Source organism: Bradyrhizobium sp. UFLA06-06, assembly GCF_054820065.1.
In genome coordinates, this window is the sequence record NZ_JADFUD010000098.1 from 1 (window position 1) to 20,392 (window position 20,392).

18 protein-coding genes are annotated in these 20,392 nt (G+C 65.5%); 11 read left to right on the top strand and 7 right to left on the bottom strand.

Annotated features, from left to right (window positions below):
* Nucleotides 1-391, top strand: a 391-nt coding sequence (locus IF803_RS40020; protein ID WP_461195893.1) for a 3-dehydroquinate synthase family protein, incomplete at its 5' end; no start/stop codon positions are given.
* Nucleotides 392-509: 118 nt separating this feature from the next.
* Nucleotides 510-1,817 (top strand): HlyC/CorC family transporter, encoded by a 1,308-nt coding sequence (locus tag IF803_RS40025; protein WP_028343265.1) that lies wholly within the window; start codon nucleotides 510-512, stop codon nucleotides 1,815-1,817.
* Between the two features lie 157 nt (nucleotides 1,818-1,974).
* Here IF803_RS40025 and IF803_RS40030 read toward each other — a convergent pair whose 3' ends face one another.
* On the bottom strand, nucleotides 1,975-2,424 hold the full coding sequence (locus IF803_RS40030) for a hypothetical protein (protein WP_304497710.1): 450 nt from the start codon (nucleotides 2,422-2,424) through the stop codon (nucleotides 1,975-1,977).
* A gap of 118 nt (nucleotides 2,425-2,542) precedes the next feature.
* Nucleotides 2,543-2,818, bottom strand: coding sequence for a BolA family protein (locus IF803_RS40035; RefSeq protein WP_028338206.1), 276 nt, complete (start codon nucleotides 2,816-2,818; stop codon nucleotides 2,543-2,545).
* Nucleotides 2,819-2,927: 109 nt separating this feature from the next.
* Between IF803_RS40035 and IF803_RS40040 the strand changes: the two genes are divergently transcribed.
* Complete coding sequence (locus IF803_RS40040; protein WP_304497709.1) at nucleotides 2,928-3,566, top strand: J domain-containing protein; 639 nt, start codon at nucleotides 2,928-2,930, stop codon at nucleotides 3,564-3,566.
* A gap of 334 nt (nucleotides 3,567-3,900) precedes the next feature.
* Here the strand turns inward: IF803_RS40040 and IF803_RS40045 are convergent, their stop codons facing one another.
* Nucleotides 3,901-4,995 (bottom strand): citrate synthase/methylcitrate synthase, encoded by a 1,095-nt coding sequence (locus tag IF803_RS40045; protein ID WP_461195894.1) that lies wholly within the window; start codon nucleotides 4,993-4,995, stop codon nucleotides 3,901-3,903.
* A gap of 76 nt (nucleotides 4,996-5,071) precedes the next feature.
* On the opposite strand from IF803_RS40045, the gene IF803_RS40050 reads away from it, so the two are divergent.
* Nucleotides 5,072-6,295, top strand: coding sequence for a citrate/2-methylcitrate synthase (locus tag IF803_RS40050; protein WP_411781937.1), 1,224 nt, complete (start codon nucleotides 5,072-5,074; stop codon nucleotides 6,293-6,295).
* Here IF803_RS40050 and IF803_RS40055 read toward each other — a convergent pair whose 3' ends face one another.
* Nucleotides 6,296-6,958, bottom strand: a complete 663-nt coding sequence (locus IF803_RS40055; protein ID WP_304497706.1) for a DedA family protein — start codon at nucleotides 6,956-6,958, stop codon at nucleotides 6,296-6,298.
* Between the two features lie 292 nt (nucleotides 6,959-7,250).
* Here IF803_RS40055 and cobS point away from each other — a divergent pair, with 292 nt between their 5' ends.
* The 5 genes from cobS (at nucleotide 7,251) to IF803_RS40080 (ending at nucleotide 12,902) form a co-directional block, all read left to right on the top strand.
* Nucleotides 7,251-8,252 (top strand): cobaltochelatase subunit CobS, encoded by a 1,002-nt coding sequence (gene cobS, locus IF803_RS40060; RefSeq protein ID WP_028343271.1) that lies wholly within the window; start codon nucleotides 7,251-7,253, stop codon nucleotides 8,250-8,252.
* 3 nt (nucleotides 8,253-8,255) lie between these two features.
* Nucleotides 8,256-8,666 (top strand): GNAT family N-acetyltransferase, encoded by a 411-nt coding sequence (locus IF803_RS40065; RefSeq protein WP_028343272.1) that lies wholly within the window; start codon nucleotides 8,256-8,258, stop codon nucleotides 8,664-8,666.
* Nucleotides 8,663-10,561, top strand: a complete 1,899-nt coding sequence (gene cobT / locus IF803_RS40070) for a cobaltochelatase subunit CobT (protein ID WP_028343273.1) — start codon at nucleotides 8,663-8,665, stop codon at nucleotides 10,559-10,561. Before IF803_RS40065 ends, cobT begins: the two co-directional genes overlap by 4 nt.
* 3 nt (nucleotides 10,562-10,564) lie before the next feature.
* Nucleotides 10,565-11,653, top strand: coding sequence for an esterase-like activity of phytase family protein (locus IF803_RS40075; RefSeq protein WP_461195895.1), 1,089 nt, complete (start codon nucleotides 10,565-10,567; stop codon nucleotides 11,651-11,653).
* Nucleotides 11,654-11,789: 136 nt separating this feature from the next.
* Nucleotides 11,790-12,902 (top strand): NADH:flavin oxidoreductase/NADH oxidase, encoded by a 1,113-nt coding sequence (locus IF803_RS40080; RefSeq protein WP_461195896.1) that lies wholly within the window; start codon nucleotides 11,790-11,792, stop codon nucleotides 12,900-12,902.
* A gap of 121 nt (nucleotides 12,903-13,023) precedes the next feature.
* On the opposite strand, the gene IF803_RS40085 is transcribed toward IF803_RS40080, so the two are convergent.
* Nucleotides 13,024-14,535: an FAD-dependent monooxygenase gene (locus IF803_RS40085; protein ID WP_461195897.1), complete on the bottom strand. Its 1,512-nt coding sequence runs from the start codon at nucleotides 14,533-14,535 to the stop codon at nucleotides 13,024-13,026.
* A gap of 55 nt (nucleotides 14,536-14,590) precedes the next feature.
* Between IF803_RS40085 and IF803_RS40090 the strand changes: the two genes are divergently transcribed.
* The gene (locus IF803_RS40090) at nucleotides 14,591-15,229 is read left to right on the top strand and encodes a TetR/AcrR family transcriptional regulator (protein WP_461195898.1); all 639 of its coding nucleotides are present in this window, start codon (nucleotides 14,591-14,593) and stop codon (nucleotides 15,227-15,229) included.
* A 105-nt stretch (nucleotides 15,230-15,334) separates the two neighbouring features.
* Complete coding sequence (locus IF803_RS40095; RefSeq protein ID WP_461195899.1) at nucleotides 15,335-16,435, top strand: LLM class flavin-dependent oxidoreductase; 1,101 nt, start codon at nucleotides 15,335-15,337, stop codon at nucleotides 16,433-16,435.
* 67 nt (nucleotides 16,436-16,502) lie between these two features.
* On the opposite strand, the gene IF803_RS40100 is transcribed toward IF803_RS40095, so the two are convergent.
* Complete coding sequence (locus tag IF803_RS40100; RefSeq protein ID WP_461195900.1) at nucleotides 16,503-18,185, bottom strand: phospholipase D-like domain-containing protein; 1,683 nt, start codon at nucleotides 18,183-18,185, stop codon at nucleotides 16,503-16,505.
* 230 nt (nucleotides 18,186-18,415) lie between these two features.
* On the bottom strand, nucleotides 18,416-20,392 hold a 1,977-nt coding region (locus IF803_RS40105), incomplete at its 5' end, for a phospholipase effector Tle1 domain-containing protein (protein ID WP_461195901.1).

Sequence of the window (20,392 nt, forward strand, 5' to 3'; positions counted from 1 at the left end):
GCTCAATCTCGGCCATACCTTCGGCCATGCGCTGGAGGCCGCGACCGGCTTTTCGGATCGCCTGTTCCACGGCGAGGGTGTCTCGGTCGGCATGGTGCTGGCGGCGGAATTCTCGGCGCAGCTCGGCATGATTTCGTCCGACGATGCGGGGCGCATCGCGCATCATCTGTCCGCGGTCGGATTGCCGACGCGCCTGCAGGATATCGCAGGCTTCGCGCAGGAAGGTCTTGCCGACGCCGACGCGCTCCTGGCGCTGATGGCGCAGGACAAGAAGGTCAAGCGCGGCAAGCTCACCTTCATCCTGTTGGAGGCCGTCGGCCGCGCCGTGATCGCCAACAATGTCGAGCCGCAGCCGGTGCGCGACTTCCTGCAAGCCAAGCTGAAGGCCTAGAGCGGGATGACTCTTCCTCGGATCGTCATCCCATTCTATCTCTATTGATTTGAGCATGATCTTTTCGGAAAACCGCTACACACGTTTCCGGATCATGCTCTAACCACGGATCAATTCAGTGGGATGGTTCACCTTCTCGATCGTGCTGCTCTGCCTCTTCATCTCGGCGTTTTTCGCGGCGAGTGAGACGGCGCTGACCGGCGCCTCGCGCGCCAGCATGCTGCGGCTGTCGAAGCAGGGCAACACCGATGCCGGTGTGGTGTCGAAGCTGTTCAACATGCGCGAGCGCATGATCGGCGCGCTGCTGCTCGGCAACAACATCGCCAATATCGGCGCCTCGGCGCTGGCGACCGGCGTGTTCACCGCCTGGTTCGGCGACGTCGGCGTGCTCTATGCCACCGCGGTCATGACCGTGATGGTGGTGGTGTTCGCCGAGGTGCTGCCCAAGACCATCGCGATCAACGCGCCCGACCGCATCTCGCTTTTGGTCGCGCGGCCGATGCGGCTGACGATCTTCGTGCTGGGGCCGCTGCTCACTATCATCGAGACCATCGTGCTGGCGCTGATGAAGCTGCTCGGCATCAAGGTCGGGGCGCATCAGGCGGTGCTGTCGCCGACCGAACGTCTGCGCGGTGCGGTCGATCTGTTGCATCACGAGGGCAAGGTCGAGAAGCAGGACCGCGACATGCTCGGCGGGTTGCTGGATCTCAGCGAGCTGCAGGTCTCCGACGTCATGGTCCATCGTACCGAGATGACCATGGTCAACGCCGACCTGCCGCCCGAGGAACTGGTGCGCGAGGTGCTGGCGAGCGAATACACCCGCATCCCGCTGTGGCGCGAGAAGCCGGAGAACATCGTCGGCGTGCTCCACGCCAAGGATCTGCTGCGCGCGATGCGCGCCAACGACGGCGACATGTCCGCGATCGATGCCACCGCGATCGCGCTGCCGCCCTGGTTCGTGCCGGAGATGCGTCCGGTCTCCGAACAGCTGAAGGCGTTCCGCCGCCGCAAGACCCACTTCGCCCTCGTGGTCGACGAGTACGGCGAGGTCGAAGGCATGGTGACGCTGGAGGACATCCTGGAGGAGATCGTCGGCGACATCTCCGACGAGCATGACGTCGTCGTCGCCGGCGTGCGGGCCCAGCCGGACGGCTCGGTGGTGGTCGACGGCTCGGTGCCGATCCGCGATCTCAACCGTGCGATGGACTGGCGCCTGCCGGACGAGGAGGCGACCACGGTCGCCGGGCTCGTGATCCACGAGGCGCGCTCGATCCCGGAGCGCGGCCAGAGCTTCACCTTCCACGGCTTCCGCTTCCGCGTGCTCCGCCGCGAGCGCAACCGCATCACCGCGCTGCGCATCGTCGCCGTCCCGCGCGAGACCGAGCTGGAGGAGAAGAAGCCGAAGCGGGCGGGGACGGCGTTCTAGTTCGAGCTGGCTGGTCTCCTAGACTAGCACCGTCACCCTGAGGAGCGCGCATCGCGCGCGTCTCGAAGGGTCGACGGCCACCGGCCGGGCCGTGCATCCTTCGAGGCTCGCAAGGGCTCGCACCTCAGGATGACGGGTCTGGCGATCGTTCCGAATGCTACTCGATATCGATCGAGATGCCCGACAGCTTCCAGGCGCCGTCGGAGGGGATGAAGCCGAGCTGATACTTCACCTGCTTGGGCGTGGTGTCGAAATGCCCCTTCAGCCGCAGCACGCCCTTGTCGTCGATCTTGGCGTCCTCATCGAGCACGATCGGCTTGGCCACCACGGCGTCGAACACCGCATGCTTGTCGACCAGATCCTTGAAGATGGTCTTGAGCTTGTCGGGCGGAAACTGGTCGCGGAACGGCTTTGAGATCTTGGCGTGGAACACGGTGAAATTGTTCGCGGCCACCGCATCGTTGAGCGAGACCAGGATGCTCTTGACCAGCACCTCCTGGACGAACGGGCTCGGCATGTCCAGCGCCGAGGCCGGACGCATCGCGCAGATCAGGAGCAGGCCGGCGGCGGTGACGATCGACCGGAAACGTGGCCAGCAAGGGATCATCAATGGCCCCATATCATGCGTGGCGGTGCAATCCGTAGTTTCACCTGCTCACCCATGGAGCAGGTCCATCCTGTTCTCATAAAGGAAAACCACTGCTTCGTCTTGAGGCAAGCGCGCACTAGCGCGGCTTTTCCCCGGGGCCGTGGGCGTGGATCGCCAGCGCGTGCACCGAGCCGGCGAGTTCCTGCGCCAGCGTCGCATTTATCATGCGATGGCGTTCGATCCGGCTCTTCCCTTCGAAGGCCGGAGACACAATATATACCCGGAAGTGCGTCTCCCCGCCTGGCCTGTGGCCGGCGTGGCCCTCATGCAGATGTGACTCGTCGACGACGTCGAGGCTTTCCGGCAAGAAAGCTTCACGCAACTTGTTTATGATAGCGTCTTTGGTGCTCATGGCGGCGGAGTTAGGTTCGCGACAGCTTTTCGTCAATGGTGCAAGCGGGAAACGAGGTCTGCGCAATGTCAAGACTTGAAGATTTGTGCATTGCGTAGTCAAAGAGAACATGCCGATCGATTCATCAAAATTCTTCGACTCCATTCGCATCAAGCCGACCAAGGTGAGTGCGAAGCGCCAGGCGCAGGCCGGCGAGCAGGCTGTGACCTGCGAGTGGGCGGGTTGCCAGAACAAGGGCGCGCATCGCGCCCCGAAAGGCCGCGAGAATTCGCGCGAGTATTGGCACTTCTGTCTCGACCACGTCCGTGAATACAACCAGTCCTACAATTTCTTCCAGGGCATGAATCCTGACGACGTCGCGCGCTACCAGAAGGACGCGCTGACCGGCCACCGTCCGACCTGGAAGATGGGTGCCAACAACGGCAAGAAGGGCGACAGCGGTCTCGATGCCGCCGCCGATCCGTTCCACGTGTTCTCCGAGCTCAACGGCCGCGGCCGCTGGCGCCCCGGACCGGGCGGCGCGGAGCCCAAGCCCGAGACCCGCAAAATCATGAACGCCGAGCGCAAGGCGCTGCAGGTGATGGGGTTAGGGGCCGAGGCGACGCTCGAAGACGTCAAGTCGAAGTACAAGGCGCTGGTCAAGCAGCACCATCCCGACGCCAATGGCGGCGACCGCTCGACCGAGGATCGCCTGATCGAGATCATCAAGGCGTACAATTATCTGAAGACCGTGGTGCGCGAGGCCTGAGCTCTCTCGTCCTCGTCGCCCCTGCCTAGTGCGCAGTTGCGCACGGGAGCAGGGGCCCATAACCACCGGCCGTTCTCGTTTGCACAAGATGTCTGCCCGATTGCCCCATCGATGGGCCGCGGCGTATGGGTCCCTGCGTTCGCAGCGACGACAGAGGAGAGCGTGACTCCGCCTTCGTCCAAGGGTGCAGTTTTGTAGCCCGGATGAAGCGCAGCGCAATCCGGGGCACTACCATCCGCGGTAGGACCGCTCCCGGATTTCGCGGAGCCCGTCATCGGGCGCGCGGTCGCGCGACCCGTTGGCTTCATCCGGGCTACGGTTTCGCGATCAACTCTCAGCCCTTCGGCATCGCCCCGACATAGGACGAGCTCGGCCGGATCAGCCTTCCGGTGCGCCGCTGCTCCAGGGCGTGCGCGGTCCAGCCGGCGGCGCGGGCCACCGCGAAGATCGGCGTGAACGCCTGCCGCGGGATTTCCAGCCCATCGAGCAGGATCGCGGTGAAGAACTCGACATTGGTCTCGAGCGGCCGCTCCGGATTCTTCTTCCGCAGCGCCTCGCGGATATAGGCCTCGACCTCGGCGGCAAATGGCAGGTCGGCACCACTGGCCTCGAGGCGCTCGATCGCGACCTTCAGCACGTCGGCGCGCGGGTCGCGCACGCGATAGACGCGATGACCAAACCCCATCAGCCGTTCGCCGTGCGCCAGCGCGCCGTCAACCCAGGGCTTGATGCGCTCGCGCGTCCCGATCGCGTCCAGCATCTCGAGCACCGGCTCCGGCGCGCCGCCATGCAGCGGGCCGGTCAGCGCGCAATAGCCGCCGGTGATCGCCGCGAACAGATCGGCCTGGGTCGAGGCGATCACCCGCGTGGTGAAGGTCGACGCATTCATGCCGTGATCGCAGACCGTGACGAGATAGGCGTCGAGCGCGGCGACCTCGCGCGGTTCGGTCTTGCGGTTCAGCAGCATCCGCAGCGTGTCGGCGGCGTGGCCGGCGTTCGGGTCCGGCGCGATCGGGTCATGTCCCCTGGCGCGCTGGACCAGGGCGCCCGCGATCACCGGGAAGGCGCCGACGATGGTCGCCTCGTGCTCCAACCCGTTCTCGCCGCGGAGGCCTGCGATCGCGGCCCGGAAGCCGTCGACGATGGACATGCCGCGCGTCGCCGGCAGCAGGTCCGGCAGCCGGGCGAAGGCGCGTTCGCGGGCGGCGCCGAGGCTGGCGCGGACATTGGCTTCGCTCAGCGCCTTACCGGTGGCGCCGTTCCACAGCCGCGCCGTGACGCCCTCGAAGCTCGACTTGTCCGCTAGGTCGGCGACGTGCTCGCCGGCGATGATCAACTCGCCGCGCTCGCCGTCGACATGGCTCAACACGGTCTCGGCGGCGGGAACGCCGTCCAGACCGATCTGGCTCTTGGAGAGATGCATATTCATGGCCTGATCTCCTTGCTTCACCCCTTCAAGGTCAGGCCTCTCGACGAATTGATCAATCTTGATTATATAAATCAATATGAAAAAATCCGCCGAGCTTTACCTCTCCGCCCGGGAGGCCGCGGCCGAGCTCGCGATCTCGCCGGCGACCCTCTACGCCTATGTCAGCCGCGGGCTGATCCGCTCCGAGCCGTCGCCGGATTCACGTAGCCACCGCTACCGCGCCGAGGACATCAGGGGGTTGAAGGAGCGCCGCGTGCCGTCGCCGGAGCCGCGCGGCTTCCGCAATTTCGATGCCGACCTGCCGGTGATGGATTCGGCGATCGCGACCATCACCGAGCAGGGCCCGATCTATCGCGGCGTCAACTGCGTCGAGCTCGCCGAGCGCGACACGCTGGAGCACACCGCGACGCTGCTGTGGGACGTCACCGGCGTCGATCCGTTCGCGCCGGACAATTGTCCGCAGGTCTCGGACGAAATGCGCGCCATCGCTGAGGCCGCGCGCCGCGCCCAGCCGATCGACCGCACGGTGGCCGTGCTGGCACTGGCGGCAAGTGCCGATCCCGGCGCCTTCACGCGCGCGCCGGACGGCCGCGCGATGGTCGGCGGCCGCATCCTGCGGCTGCTGGTCGCGACCATGCTGAATGCGGCGCCATCGAACGAGCCGCTGCACGAGCAGGTGGCGCGGGTCTGGACGCCTGACAACAAGCACGCGCCCGACCTGATCCGGCGCGCGCTGGTGCTGCTCGCCGATCATGAATTGAACGCGTCGACCTTCACCGCGCGCTGCGCGGCATCGACCGGGCTCAATCTGTACGACGCCGTGATTGCGGGTCTCGTCGCGTTGAAGGGCCCGATGCATGGCGGTGCCGGCGTGCTCGCCTCGCGCCTCGTCAAGACGATGCTCGACAACGACGTTGCGCCGGTGGTTCGCGAGCGCGTTGCGCTTGGCGAGCGGTTCGCCGGCTTCGGGCACGGCGTCTACAAGAAGGGCGATCCGCGCGCGATCTCGCTGCTCGAGGCGCTGACGCGGGCCGGCGCGCCGCGCAAATTCACCAGGGAAGTGCCGGAGCGGATCGCGGAGGCGACCGGCGAATTCGTCAACATCGACTACGCGCTGGCGGTGCTGGTGCATGCGCTGCGGATGCCGGCGGGCAGCGAGCTGGCGCTGTTTGCGATGGCCCGTAGCGTCGGCTGGATCGCACATGCCAGCGAGCAGCTTCAGCTCGGCAAGTTGATCAGGCCGCGTGCCCGCTATGTCGGCCCGGCACCCGGGCGTGGCGGGACCACCAACAGCATCTAGCTATTTCGCCGGCTTGGCCGGTTCGATCAGGCTGCCGCCGTGGCGGCGGCGGATGGTCCAGACGGCCAGCGCCAGAATTACGGCGCCGCCCGCGACCGCAAACATCCAGAGATGCTTGCCGACATGGCCATGATGCGGCAGGCCGGCATAGTCGTGCAGCGCGGTGACGGCGAGCACGCCGGGCAGCACATGCGCCGGCGCCCAGAGCAGGATCGCGGGAATGTTGATCGCGTAGAAGCGCGCCGGCGGCATGTCGAGCGCGCCGGCGGTGATCGGCACGAAGGCGCGGATCGGCGGCACGAAGCGGGCGAAGAACACCGCGAGCACGCCCCAGCGATTGAAGAACGCCTCGCTCTGCGCCACCACGCGCGGGTAGTTGGAGAGCGGCCAGGCCGACAGGATCTCACGCTGGCTGCGGTGGCCGATCAGATAGGCGGTGCCGTCGCCGAGCATCGCGCCGGCGGCCGCCGCGGCGAGCACCGGGAGCAGCTTCAGTTCCCCGCCCGGCACCAGCGCGCTCAACGCCAGGATGATGGTCGAACCCGGCACCAGCGAGCCGATCACCGGAACCGCTTCCAGCAGGGCGGCCAGAAACAGCGTCAGATAGGCAAGCCAGGCATGGGCCGAAACGAACGCGATGAACGGGTCAAGGAATGAAGTCACAAAATTCCCATGCAGCGGTGATATCGGCTTGAGAGCTAACAACTCCCTGCCGGGGTGAAAAGTGCCTCGGAAAGCCAGGGCGCCCACGCGCTGCGGCAAAAGTACGGCGTGATTCGCAGGGCAGCCTTTCAAAAACCGGCGTCCGGACCTATCTTCATGATAGGACAACGGAACTTTGATTGGCCCGCGGGCTTCTGCCGGCCGTTGCTCTCTGCTAGGCTTGTGCCTAGCACCCCATCCGCAGCCAAACGATCAATCTGGTTTCGGGAATGCCCGTGACCTCGGAGGATGAATGACGACCGCCGTCCAGACCAAAACACAAGAACCCGTCGTCGGCTTGCCCGACATGAAGGTGTCGGTCCGGCAGGTCTTCGGGATCGATAGCGATCTGGAAGTTCCCGCCTATTCGGAAGTCGATCCGCATGTGCCGGAAACCGATCCGGACTATCGCTTCGATCGCGCGACCACGCTCGCGATCCTCGCCGGCTTTGCCAAGAATCGCCGCGTGATGGTCACCGGCTATCACGGCACAGGCAAGTCGACCCACATCGAGCAGGTTGCGGCCCGCCTCAACTGGCCCTGCGTGCGCGTCAACCTCGACAGCCACATCAGCCGTATCGATCTCGTCGGCAAGGACGCCATCGTGGTCAAGGACGGCAAGCAGGTCACCGAATTCCGCGATGGCATCCTGCCCTGGGCGCTGCAGCACAATATCGCGCTCGTGTTTGACGAATACGACGCCGGCCGCCCGGACGTGATGTTCGTGATTCAGCGCGTGCTGGAAGTCTCCGGCCGCCTGACGCTGCTCGACCAGAACAAGGTGATCAAGCCGCATCCGGCGTTCCGCCTGTTCTCGACCGCCAATACGGTCGGCCTCGGCGACACCTCGGGCCTCTATCACGGCACCCAGCAGATCAACCAGGGCCAGATGGACCGCTGGTCGATCGTTACCACGCTGAACTACCTCGCCCATGACGAGGAAGTGGAGATCGTGCTGGCCAAGGCGCGCCACTACCGCACGCAGGAGGGCCGCGACATCGTCAACAAGATGGTGCGGCTGGCGGACCTCACCCGCAACGCCTTCGCCAACGGCGACCTGTCGACGGTGATGAGCCCGCGTACGGTGATCACCTGGGCCGAGAACTCGGACATCTTCAACGACATCGGCTTTGCGTTCCGCGTCACCTTCCTCAACAAGTGTGACGAACTGGAGCGGCCGCTGGTCGCCGAGTTCTACCAGCGCTGCTTCAACGTCGAGCTGCCGGAATCCTCGGTCAACGTGGCGCTCAGCTAGTCCATGCCGAAAATCTCCGTCGAGCGCACAGTCACACAGACGAAGAAAGCGGTGCTCGGCGGATTGCTCCACTACAACAACGAGAAGATGGGGAAGCAGAAGTACAAGCGCTTCGCCATCTCGCTGCGGCAAGGCGACGAGATTGTCGGCGGCATCGTCGGCGAGGTCTGGACCGCGGTGTTGTTCATCCAGTTGTTCTGGATGGAGCAGAAGTTTCGCAACAAGGGTTTTGGCGCGAAGCTGATCAAGGCGATCGAGGACGAGGCGCGGCGCTTCGGAGCGACGCGATCCTATCTGGATACGATGAGCTTCCAGGCGCCGGGCTTCTACCGCGCCAACGGATATAAAGAGTTCGGTTCGATTGAGGGGTATCCCGGCGGCGTAACGCGCCATTGGTTTACGAAATCGCTATGACAACCTCCAACATCAAATTCCGTCCCGGATCCAAGGAAGCGCCGACCGAGCCGTTCAAGCGCTCGGTGTCGGCGTGCCTGAAGGCGATCGCCAAGAAGCCGGAGCTCGAGGTCTCCTTCGCCGCCGAGCGCCCCGGGCTCGCGCCCGGCAAGGCGCGGCTGCCGGAGCCGGCGCGCAAGATGACCAAGCGCGATGCCGCGATCGTGCGCGGCCACGCCGATTCGATCGCGCTCAAGATCGCCTGTCACGATCCCAAGGTGCACCGCAAGCTGATGCCGGGCAATCCGCAGGCGCGCGGCGTGTTCGAGGCGGTCGAGCAGGCGCGCGTCGAGGCGATCGGCTCGCGGCGAATGGCGGGCGTTGCGAAGAACCTCACCGCGATGCTCGACGATCATTTCCACCGCGGCAAGTATGACGAGATCACCGACCGCGCCGATGCGCCGCTGTCGGATGCGCTGGCGATGCTGGTGCGCGAACGTCTCACCGGCATGGCGCCGCCCGCCGCCGCCAAGAAGATGGTCGATCTCTGGCGCCCGACGCTGGAGGACAAGATCGGCTCGCGGCTCGACAAGCTCAGCCGTTTCACCGAGGACCAGGCGAGGTTCGGCGATCTCGTCCATGATCTGCTGTCGGCGCTCGATCTCGGCGACGACCGCAACATGGATTCCGACGATGACGACGACCAGGACGAGAACCAGGACGGCGAGAGCGATCAGTCCGGCGCCGAAGGCTCGCCCGACTCCGATGCCGCGCAGGAGATGAGCGCCGACCAGGCGCAGACGTCCGCGGAAGAGATGAGCGAAAGCGCGATGGAGAGCGCGCAGGCCTCCACGTCGGACACGTTCGACGACGGCGAGCTCGGCGACGACGAGACGCCGGGCGAGGCGACGCGGCCGAATGCGCGCGGCCAGAACGAGCCGCGCGGTCCGGAATATCACGCCTTCGCGCCGAAGTTCGACGAGGTGATCGCCGCCGAGGATCTCTGCGATCATGACGAGCTGGAGCGGCTGCGCTCCTATCTCGACAAGCAGCTCGCGCATCTGCAGGGCATCGTGGCGCGGCTCGCCAACCGCCTGCAGCGCCGCCTGATGGCACAGCAGAACCGCGCCTGGGATTTTGACCTCGAGGAGGGCATCCTCGATCCGGCGCGGCTGTCGCGCGTCGTGACCGACCCCTATCACCCGCTGTCCTTCATGCATGAGAAGGAGGCGACCTTCCGCGACACGGTGGTGACGCTGCTGCTCGACAATTCCGGCTCGATGCGCGGCCGTCCGATCACGGTCGCCGCCACCTGCGCCGACATCCTGGCGCGCACGCTGGAGCGTTGCGGCGTCAAGGTCGAGATCCTGGGCTTCACCACCCGCGCCTGGAAGGGCGGGCAGTCGCGCGAAGCGTGGCTCGCGGCCGGCAAGCCGGCCAACCCGGGCCGCCTCAACGATCTCAGGCACATCATCTACAAGTCGGCCGACGCCCCCTGGCGCCGCGCGCGCAAGAATCTCGGGTTGATGATGCGCGAGGGCCTGCTCAAGGAGAACATCGACGGCGAGGCGCTCGACTGGGCGCACAAGCGCCTGCTCGCGCGTCCCGAGCAGCGCCGCATTCTGATGATGATCTCCGATGGTGCGCCGGTCGACGACTCCACGCTGTCGGTCAATCCCGGCAACTATCTCGAGCGGCATCTGCGTCACATCATCGACGAGATCGAAACCCGCTCCCCGGTCGAGCTGATCGCGATCGGCATCGGTCACGACGTGACGCGCTACTATCGCCGCGCCGTGACCATCGTGGACGCCGAAGAGCTCGGCGGCGCCATCACCGAAAAGCTCGCCGAGCTGTTCAGCGAGACTCACGGCTCGGCGCCAGCGCCGGGCATCCGGCGCCGCCTCCACTCGTGAGACATGCGCTCACCCCCTAGCCGCCGCCGTTTCCTCCAGGGTATGGCGGCGGGGCTGTCGGCCGCCGCATTGCCGCGTCTTGCGCAGGCGCAGAGCGCGACCCAGCCGCCGGCAACGCCGAGGCCGGCTGCGAGGCCGAGCCCCTACCGGGTCAACGAACCGGTTTCGATCGACGTCAACGCGCGGCCGCTGCCGTCGTTCGACACCCGCGATCGCGCGCGCACGCGGTTCGGCGCGCTGGAGTATCGCAGCGGGCTGATCCTGACCTCGTCGTTCTCCGGCTTCGGCGGCCTCTCCGCGCTACGGCTCGATCCCAAGGGCGAACGCTTCATCGCGGTCAGCGACCAGGGCAGCTGGTTCACCGGCCGCATCGTCTATCGTGGCCGGGAGATGGTCGGACTCGGCGATGTCGAGGCGGCGCCGCTGCTCGGTGCCGACGGCAGGCCGATCACCGTGACCCGCGGCTGGTATGATTCGGAATCGCTCGCGCTCGACGGCTCGTTCGCCTATGTCGGGCTTGAGCGGGTCAACCAGGTGCTGCGCTTCGATTTCGCCAAGGGCTTTACCCGCTCGCGCGGCGAGGTGGTGCCGCTGCCGGCGGCGGCCCGCAAACTTCCGAACAACAAGGGGCTGGAGGGTCTCGTCTTCGTGCCCAAGGCCACGGGCCAGCCGCTCGCCGGCACGCTGATCGCGTTCTCGGAACGCGGGCTCGATGCGAATGGCAATCTGGTCGCCTTCCTGGTCGGCGGCAAGACGCCGGGCCAGTTCAGCGTCCGCCGCACCGAGAATTTCGACATCAGCGACGCGGTCCTGCTGCCGTCGGGCGGTCTGTTGATCCTGGAGCGGAAATTCTCCTGGTTCGGCGGCGTCGGCATCCGCATCCGCCGTCTCGCGCTGTCCGATATCGCGCCCGGCGCCGTGGTCGATGGCCCCGCGATCTTCAATGCCGATCTCGGCAACGAGATCGACAATATGGAAGGCATCGACGCCCACGTCACGGAGGAGGGCGAGACCGTGCTGACCATGGTCTCCGACGACAATTTCTCCCTGATCCAGCGCAATCTGCTGCTGCAGTTCACGCTGGTGGACTGAGGCGCCGGCCCGGAGGGACGCAGTCCGGACATTGCTGATCTGCGCCGCGGCCTGCGCGGCCTTCCCGACGGTTGGTGATCGGCCGCGGTGCCTCTATCTTAACCGGGCCCTCTCCCCGATCCCGGATATCCGCCGCATGAGCACCCTGTTTTCCCCGATCGAACTGCGCGACCTGAAACTCTCCAATCGCATCATGGTCTCGCCGATGTGCCAGTATTCGGCCATCGACGGCTCCGCCAACGACTGGCACTTCACCCACATCAACATGCTGGCCCTGTCGGGCGCGGCGATGTTCTGCATCGAGGCCACCCATGTCGAGGATATCGGCCGGATCACGCCCGGCTGCCTCGGTCTTTACAACGATGCCAACGAGGCGGCGCTGAAGCCGATCCTGGCCTCGGTGCGCAAGCATTCGAAAGCGGCCGTCGCCATGCAACTCGCCCATGCCGGCCGCAAGGCGTCGAGCCAGCGTCCCTGGGAGGGCGGGCAGTTGATCCCGATTGCCGAAGGCGGCTGGCAGACGGTCGGACCATCCGATGTCCCGCACAAGGAAGGCGAGGCTGCGCCGGCGGCGCTCGACGATGCCGGCCTGAAGCGCATCCGCGAGGCCTTTGTCGCGTCGGCAAAGCGCGCCGACCGGCTCGGCATCGATGCGCTCGAGTTGCACGGCGCGCACGGTTATCTGCTGCACCAGTTCCTGTCGCCGATCGCCAACAAGCGGACCGACCGCTATGGCGGCTCGCTCGAAAACCGCATGCGCTTTCCGCTGGAAGTGTTCGATGCCGTGCGCGCCGTATTCCCGGATCACAAGCCGATCGGCATGCGGGTGTCGGCGACCGACTGGGTCGAGGGCGCCTGGGACCTTGCGCAGACCATCGAGTTTGCCAGGGAGCTGAAGAAGCGCGGTGTCGACTGGATGGATGTCTCGTCCGGCGGCGTCTCACCGTTGCAGAAGATCCCGCTCGGGCCGGGTTACCAGGTGCCGGCGGCGCAGGCGGTCAAGGAGGCGACCGGCGTTACCACGATGGCGGTCGGCCTGATCACGGAAGCGAAGCAGGCGGAGGAGATCGTCACGTCCGGCAAGGCCGACATGGTCGCGCTCGCCCGCGGCATGCTCTACGACCCGCGCTGGGGCTGGCACGCTGCTGCCGAGCTCGGCGGCGAGGTGAGCGCGCCGCCGCAATACTGGCGCTCGCAGCCCTCGACGCAGAAGGCGTTGTTCGGCAAGACCACGTTCGGGACGCGCTAAGTTCACCCATCGTCATTCCGGGGCGGTCCGCAGGACCGAACCCGGAATCTCGAGATTCTCGGTGCGCAATTGCGCACCTGAGGGTTCGATGCTGCGCATCGCCCCGGAATGACGATGCAATTCATTCTGTTTGGGCACCGAACCAGCGCAGCAGCGCGGCGTCGAGGCCCGCCAAGTCTTCGCCGTCCGCCGCCCAGGCGATGCAGGCATCCGGACGGATCAGCAGCGAAGCGCCGCCGCGTCCTGGCACGCATCGCATGGAGATGTCCCAGCGCGCCGCGATCGCTGACGCAGCTCCATCAGTCGCATCGACCAGCACGGCCCTGCCGTCCTCCATCTGATCGAACAGGGTTGTCTCCGCGCCGCCGTCGCCGAGAGGAAAATTGCCGGAGAGCCGGCCGACCGATGGATGGTCGCTGCCGAGATCGTAACGGATCCTGACGCCGCTGATCATTTCGCCGAAGTAGCGGGTGCCCTCGTCGAGCCTCATCAGGTCAGCGACGATCTCGCGCAAGGCGTCCGTCATGACATCAGGCCGCATCAAGGCGACCTGCGCGCGGGTGTTGGCGAGCACCCTTGCCGCGATCGGATGCCGCTCTTCGGTGTAGCTGTCGAGCAGGCTTTCGGGCATGCGATCGCAAACAACAGCCGCAAGCTTCCAGCCGAGATTGACCGCATCGAGCAGGCCGAGATTGAGGCCTTGTCCGCCGAACGGCGAGTGCACATGCGCCGCATCGCCCGCCAAGAGGACGCGGCCCCTGCGGTAGCTGTCGGCCTGCCGCGCATTGTCGGTGAAGCGCGTCGCGGTCTTGACAGCGGTGACGCGAACGTCGGCCCCGCTGATCCGGCGCAGGGTGGTCTCGATCTCCTCGCGCGTAACCGGCGCGCTGCGATCGGCCGGCGGTCCGTCGAACTCGGCCAGGAACACCCGGCCGGGAATTGGTCCATACGCCATCATGCCGACCGGTGTTCGCCGCCAGCCGACCGGCAGAAGTCGATCCGGATGATCGAGGTCGACGATGGCCTGGTGTCCCGTGAGGGTCGGTTCGGTGCCGGGGAATGCGAAGCCCGCGCGCTTGCGCACGGCGCTGCGTCCGCCGTCGCAGCCGACGAGATATGCGCAGTGCAGCTCGCCATCACCGGACGCGTCCCTGGTCCGCGCCACGATGCAATCGCCACGATCCTCGAAATCGATCAGTTCGCAGCCACGCCTGATTGTGATGCCGAGCGCGCGGGCGCGCTCGCCGAGCATGCTTTCCAGGGCTTGCTGGTTCACCCCGCGCAACCGCCGGTCCGGCTCGCGCTGACGCGTCTGGTCGATTAGGAAAATGCCTGAGAAGTGACCGCCGAATTTCTTGAACGGCAGTTCGCTCGCATCACCCGCGCCCTTCATGAGCCTGGACATGCTGTCCGCCATGCTGCGTTCGACCGCATTCATCGCGTCGCCGAGGCCGCGGCGCTCCAGCGCCTCGCCTGCCAGCGCGCCGATCGCGCCGGCCTTGATGGTCTGGTCGGGCTCGGCCAGCCGCTCGATCACAATCACGTCGGCGCCGCCCAGGGTCAGTTCGATCGCCAGCAGCAGTCCGGTCGGCCCGGCACCGACCACAACCACGTCGGTTCGTTCACGCGTCACGCCGTCACCATAAACTTATACTCAGTATAATATTTAGTATGGTACAAATTCCCGCATGTCAAATCAGGGCGGATTGCGGGAGCGGAAGAAGGAGGCGACGCGCCAGGCGATCTCGGATGTCGCAACCGGGCTGTTCCTGGAACGCGGCTTCGACAATGTTTCGGTGGCCGAAGTTGCCGAGGCCGCCGAGGTCTCCCGGATGACGGTGTTCAATTACTTTCCGCGCAAGGAAGACCTGTTCTTCGACCGTGAAGAGGAAAGCCGGCAGATGCTGCGGGCCGCCTTTGCCGAGCGTCCGGCCGGCGAGGCGCCGATCGCGACCCTCCGCAAGCTGGTGCACAGCCTGGCGGATCGCGTGCATCCGTTCGCGAAATTCACCGATGCGACGGCGAAATTCTGGCGCACCGTCGCCGAGAGCCCGGCGCTCTCGGCGCGGGCGCGCGAGATGCGTGACGAGTTGATCGATGATCTCGCGAGCGTGCTGGCGGCAACCGTCAAGCGCCCGCTCGCCGATGCCGATGCCCGGCTCGCCGCGTCGATGGTGGTCACGGCGCTGACCGTCGCCTATGCGGAAGGGCTTCGCGAGCACAAAGCCCGCAGGTCGGCTGCATCGTCACGCGAGACCTTTCTGCGGATCATGGAGCGAAGCTTTTCCGGTATCGCGATCATGCTGAAGGATACGCCCTACGCATGAATTCCGGCCGAGCCGGATGCGACAAGGCCATTGTTCTGCCGCAGCCCGGGCAGGTACTCTCGAAGCGCGTGCGGAAGACACGCATCGAACAAAGAGAGGAAACCCATGGAACTCGGATACTTCGCGATGCCGTCGCATCCGCCGGAGTGCGGATTGAAGGAGGGCCACGACTGGGACCTGCAGACGCTGCGCTGGCTCGACGAGCTCGGCTATCAGGAAGCCTGGATCGGCGAGCACCACACCGCGCCCTGGGAGCCGCATCCATCGCCCGATCTGCTGGTGGCGCAGGCGCTGCTGCAGACCAGGAACATCCGTATCGGGCCCGGCGGCTTCCTGCTGCCGTATCATCACCCGGCCGAGCTCGCCAACCGCGTTGCGATGCTCGATCACCTCTCGAACGGGCGGCTCAACTTCGGCGTCGCGGCATCCGGCCTGCCGAGCGACTGGGCGATGTTCAATGTCGACGGCATGTCGGGACAGAACCGCGACATGACCCGCGAGGCGCTCGAGATCATCCTGAAGATGTGGACCGAGCCGGCTCCCTGGACCCACAAGGGCAAGTTCTGGACCGTGACCAAGCCGGACACGATGTTCGATTTCCTCAAACCGCACATCAAGCCGCAGCAAGCGCCGCATCCGCCGATCGGCGTCGCGGGGCTGTCGAAGAATTCGGACACGCTGAAGCTCGCCGGCGAGCGCGGCTTCATTCCGATGAGCCTCAACCTCAACCCCGCCTATGTCGGCAGCCACTGGGACTCGGTCGAAGCCGGCGCGGCCAAGACCGGCCGCACGCCGAGCCGCAAGGATTGGCGAATGGTGCGCGAGGTATTCGTCGCCGACACCGATGAAGAAGCATGGAGGCTGTCGACCGGCGACATGATGGGCCGGATGATGGGAGAGTACTTCCTGCCGCTGCTCGGCCACTTTGGTTTCAAGGACTACCTGAAGGCCTCGCCCGACGTGCCGGATAGCGACGTCACGGTCGAATATTGCGCGCGCAACAACTGGATCGTCGGCTCGCCCGCGACCGTAACCGAGAAGATCGAGAAGATCTACCAGGAAGTCGGCGGCTTCGGCGTGCTCCTGGTGTTCGGCTTCGACTACAAGCACAAGCCGGAAGCCTGGCACAATTCGCTGCGGCTCCTGAAGCAGGAGGTGCTGCCGCGGCTGAAGCATCTCGACGCCTCGGTCGGCCGCGCGGCGTAGGACCTGAGACGATGAGGAGCACGGGGCAGCGGTAACGCTGCCCCGTAGTCATGACGGATCGCCGGCGTCAGGTGGTGCCGAGCCAGAACCGCGTTTCGGTCTCCGCCCAGCCCTTGCCGATGCGGTTGCTCAGCCAGGTGTCGCTGCGCTTCAGACCCTTGTCCTTCTGGCCCTCCGGCGTGTTGCGCCAGGCCTGCCAGCGATACTGGCCGTAGATGCTGACGATGCGCGCCGCATAGGTCAGCGCCAGCTGCGAATCGCCCCTGATGATGACGAGGTTGTCGTCGTTCTTGGTGCTGGCGCGGTCGGAGAAATTGTGCGAGCCGGTCATGACCACCGGGTTCTTGCCGGCCGGATCCAGCACGATCACCTTGCTGTGCACGGCGATCATGAATTTGCCGGTGTTCTTGATCTCGTGCTCCCACCAGTCCGCGGTCTTGTCGATGCCGGTCGGCCGGATCACGTCGGCGATCTGCTTGCCCTTGAAGACCTGCTGCTGTCCGTCGCCGGCCAAGAGCTGCAGCTGATCCTTCGGACTGTCCTTGCCCTGCGCCGGGAAATTGTTGAGCACCCCGCGCACATAGAGCTTCTTGTCCTGCGCCTTCTCCAGAATCGGGCCGAGCAGGCCCTTGTTGCCGGGATTGAGCATCAGGCACACCGCGCCATGCTCGGTGTCCTCGATCATCCTGGTGGCTTCCTTGAGGTCGCCGCTCTTGGTGGTCGGCGTGAACCAGACGCTGACCTTCGACCCGCCGATGGTGAAAGGCCATTCGCGATCGCCGGCCACGGCCAGCGCCTTCGGCGACTTGCTGCCGTCGGCGTAGATCGCTTTCCAATGGTCGTGATAGGCCGCCGCGACTTTGTCGTCGCTGATCTCGAGCCCGTTGTTGTTCTGGGTGCACAGCCCGGTCCGGGTCCAGTTGGTGCTGCCGGTCCAGACCACCTTCGGCTTCTGCGCGCCGTCGCAGAACACCGCGAACTTGTTGTGGGCGTAGCGGCTCGGCGCAATCTTGCGGCGGACGATGTCGACGCCGGCCTTCTTCAGCACGGTGGCGTTCTTCTCGGTGTCCTTGGCGGTGGCGTCGGACTTGCCGGTGCTGTTCCCAAGCACGACATGCGCCTTGCCCTTCATCGCGGTCAGCGCGGCGATCAGCTCAGGGTCGTTGAGCTCGTAGAGCGCGAGATAGACGTCGCGCTTGCTCTTTTTGGCATCGGCCAACAGCGCCAGCAGGCGGGCGCCGAGCTGGCCCTTGAGGAAGTCGCGGATCTTGTTGCCCTTGGTCGAGATCGCCTTCTCCAGGGTTTGCGCCGGCTTCTTGTCCTTGCCGATCGCGCGCGACAGCCATTGCGCCGAGATCGTGCCGCGGTTGAACCAGGGCTTAAGCGGGCCCGAGGGCATTGCGGAGACGTATTCGGTCCATTGCGCCGGCGCGCTGTAGGCGGGCTTCACCTTGGTGGCGCCGTCCTTGAGAACCGGAACGACGCCATAGCGGACCGGCGCGTCGATTGGCGCCAGGAAATCGGTCCAGTTCGTCTTCTGCACCGGCCATTCGGTGCTCGGCCGATGTTCGCCCGGCTTGTGGCCTTGCGCCTGGTCCTCGAACCCGACCCAGGTGTCGACCACGGTTGCACTTTTGCCCTGCTGCTGACGATACAGCGCAAAGCCGAGACAGTCCGGGATCATTGCCGCGACCTCCCAGACCACGAAGATGCCGTCGGTGGTCGGGAACGCCTGAATTGTGGAAATCATGGTGATGCCTCCAAATCCCTGATGAGAAATATCCGGTCGACATGAACCTGGCGCGTCAACGTCGCCCGGCGATCCCTGAAGTCGCGTCGGATCGTTCCGGGCGTCGGGGCAGCTGATCTAGCAAGGAGAGTATGCCAGACAATCTACAACCGGATCTGTCGGCAGGATCACAGATCGATTACGCCGTGCGCACCCGTGGGCCGCGATGCTGTGGGCCCTATCGCGGCTCACTACAGCAACCGCACCGTGACCTTCGCCTTGCCCTTATGGTCGCCGTAGAACCATCCGCAGACCCAGGGCAGGCTGATGACGGCCTGGTTGACGTAGAGGAAGATCTCGCCGCTGCGATCAGCGGTGAACCTCGCTCTGTAGACCTGCGGGTCGGTGTTCGACACCGGCAGGGGGTCGAGGAAATACTCGTCGACGCCGGTCTCTCCGACCCGCGCGATCAGCCTGAACCATGGCCGGAACAGGATCCGCCGCAGGAAGATCGCGAAATAGCCGCGCAACTGCTTTGTGCCTTCGATGGTCGAGGTCCGGTACCCGATCGGCGTCACCGCGCGGCCCGCGTCCTCCCACGGCTCCGACATCGTGATCGCGATCTCGTACTTGAACCCCGTGCGCACCTTGAGGCCCGTCGGCGCGCAGATGGCGCCCGTGTCGAAGTCGGCGGCATCCTGCGGGATGCCCTTGTCGACGGCGACAAGCTTGTCTGCTGCAGTGCCCTTGCAGAATGCCCCGGTCGAATCGGCGAGATTGAACAGGAAGTGGCTGACCAGCGTCGCGCTGAACCAGACCAGCAGGGCTGTCAGCGCAAACGGCACGACATGCCGCTTTCCGACATTGAGGATCCTCTGATAGATCGCGCTGGTGCGGAATCGATAGATCGCGTTGTGCACGAAGCCGGAGAGCGGCACAGGGTTGGTGCGGTTGCGCCAGATGATCCGCATCCGGTCGCTGATGGTGGCGCTGAGCGAACTGCCCACCGCCATCAGCGCGAAAACAGCGATGATGCCGCCGGCGAACCATTCCGGATTGCCGGCGTACCAATCGGTCCACCAATGAAAGGAATCGGGCAGGAACGATTGAACGAAGCGCACCAGCTCCGAAATCATCCTGACAGGTGAGCTGAACTCGTGCTCCTTGTGCTGGTTGTGGAACAGCCAGAACGCCGCCAGATGAAGCGACGCCGCCAGCGTGGCGAAGTAGGCGATCCGGCGCATCCAGACGTAATTCCACAGCTTCTCCTGCGCGGCATAACGCGCCGGCGCGCCGGCGGGCGTCTCGAATGTTGTTGCGCCCAGCGGGGTGACCTGGCCGCTGCGCGAGACGACCACGTAGTTCGGCGGAAGTCCGATCGGGGCGTAGGCATTGGCGCCGCTGTCGATCCGCTCGAACACGCTCTCGTGGATTTTCGGCATCGGCACGCTGACGCCGGCATAGGGATCGTTGCAGAGGTCGGCGACCTTGCGCGGACCGTATCGGTAATACGCGCCGAGGCCCGCCCGCGAATCGTAGAGGCGGCCATCCTTGTCTTCGGAGGACTTGATTGATTTGATCGCATCGGGGTCGGCGGCCGGTGCGCTCTTGAATGCGAGGCCGCGCTTGACGGCTTCGTCGACCAGCCAGGCCAGCGGCACGAACGCCACGGCGTCGTCCGGATAGCCGCCGCCGACATTGGCATGCATTCCGACGAACCAGACCTGGACGAGGCGCTCACCATCGATGCTGGCCGGCACCGCCGGTGCGGGCTGTCCCGGCTCTTGCTCGGTCCAGAGCACCGGATGAAAGGTCGTGCGCTCGTCGTCGAGTGCAAGCGCGTGCCGCGCGCACTTGACCTTTGGGCTGAGAATCCGGTTCGGCAATTCAAGCGGCCACACCCAGTTCGAGATGCCGCGCGTCATCTCGTCGATCGGCAGGCCATAGGCCGCGACGGTATCCCAGATGCCGATGAATTCGATCGCAGGGACCGGTTTGCGGACGATCTCCGCATAGGGTTTGTTGCCTTGCAGGCGGTCCAGCACCGGCACGAGGACATAGTCGCGCAATGCGCGGAACAGCACCTCGATGCGCCAGATCGAGTGGTAGCCCTCGGCCCGGTATGCGCGATAGGCCTTCACCGCGCCGTCGTGCAGTTCGGATTCGGTGTCCGCGACGATCAGGCCCTGATCGAGGATGAGTGCGGCGAGCGTGCGCACGGTGAATGC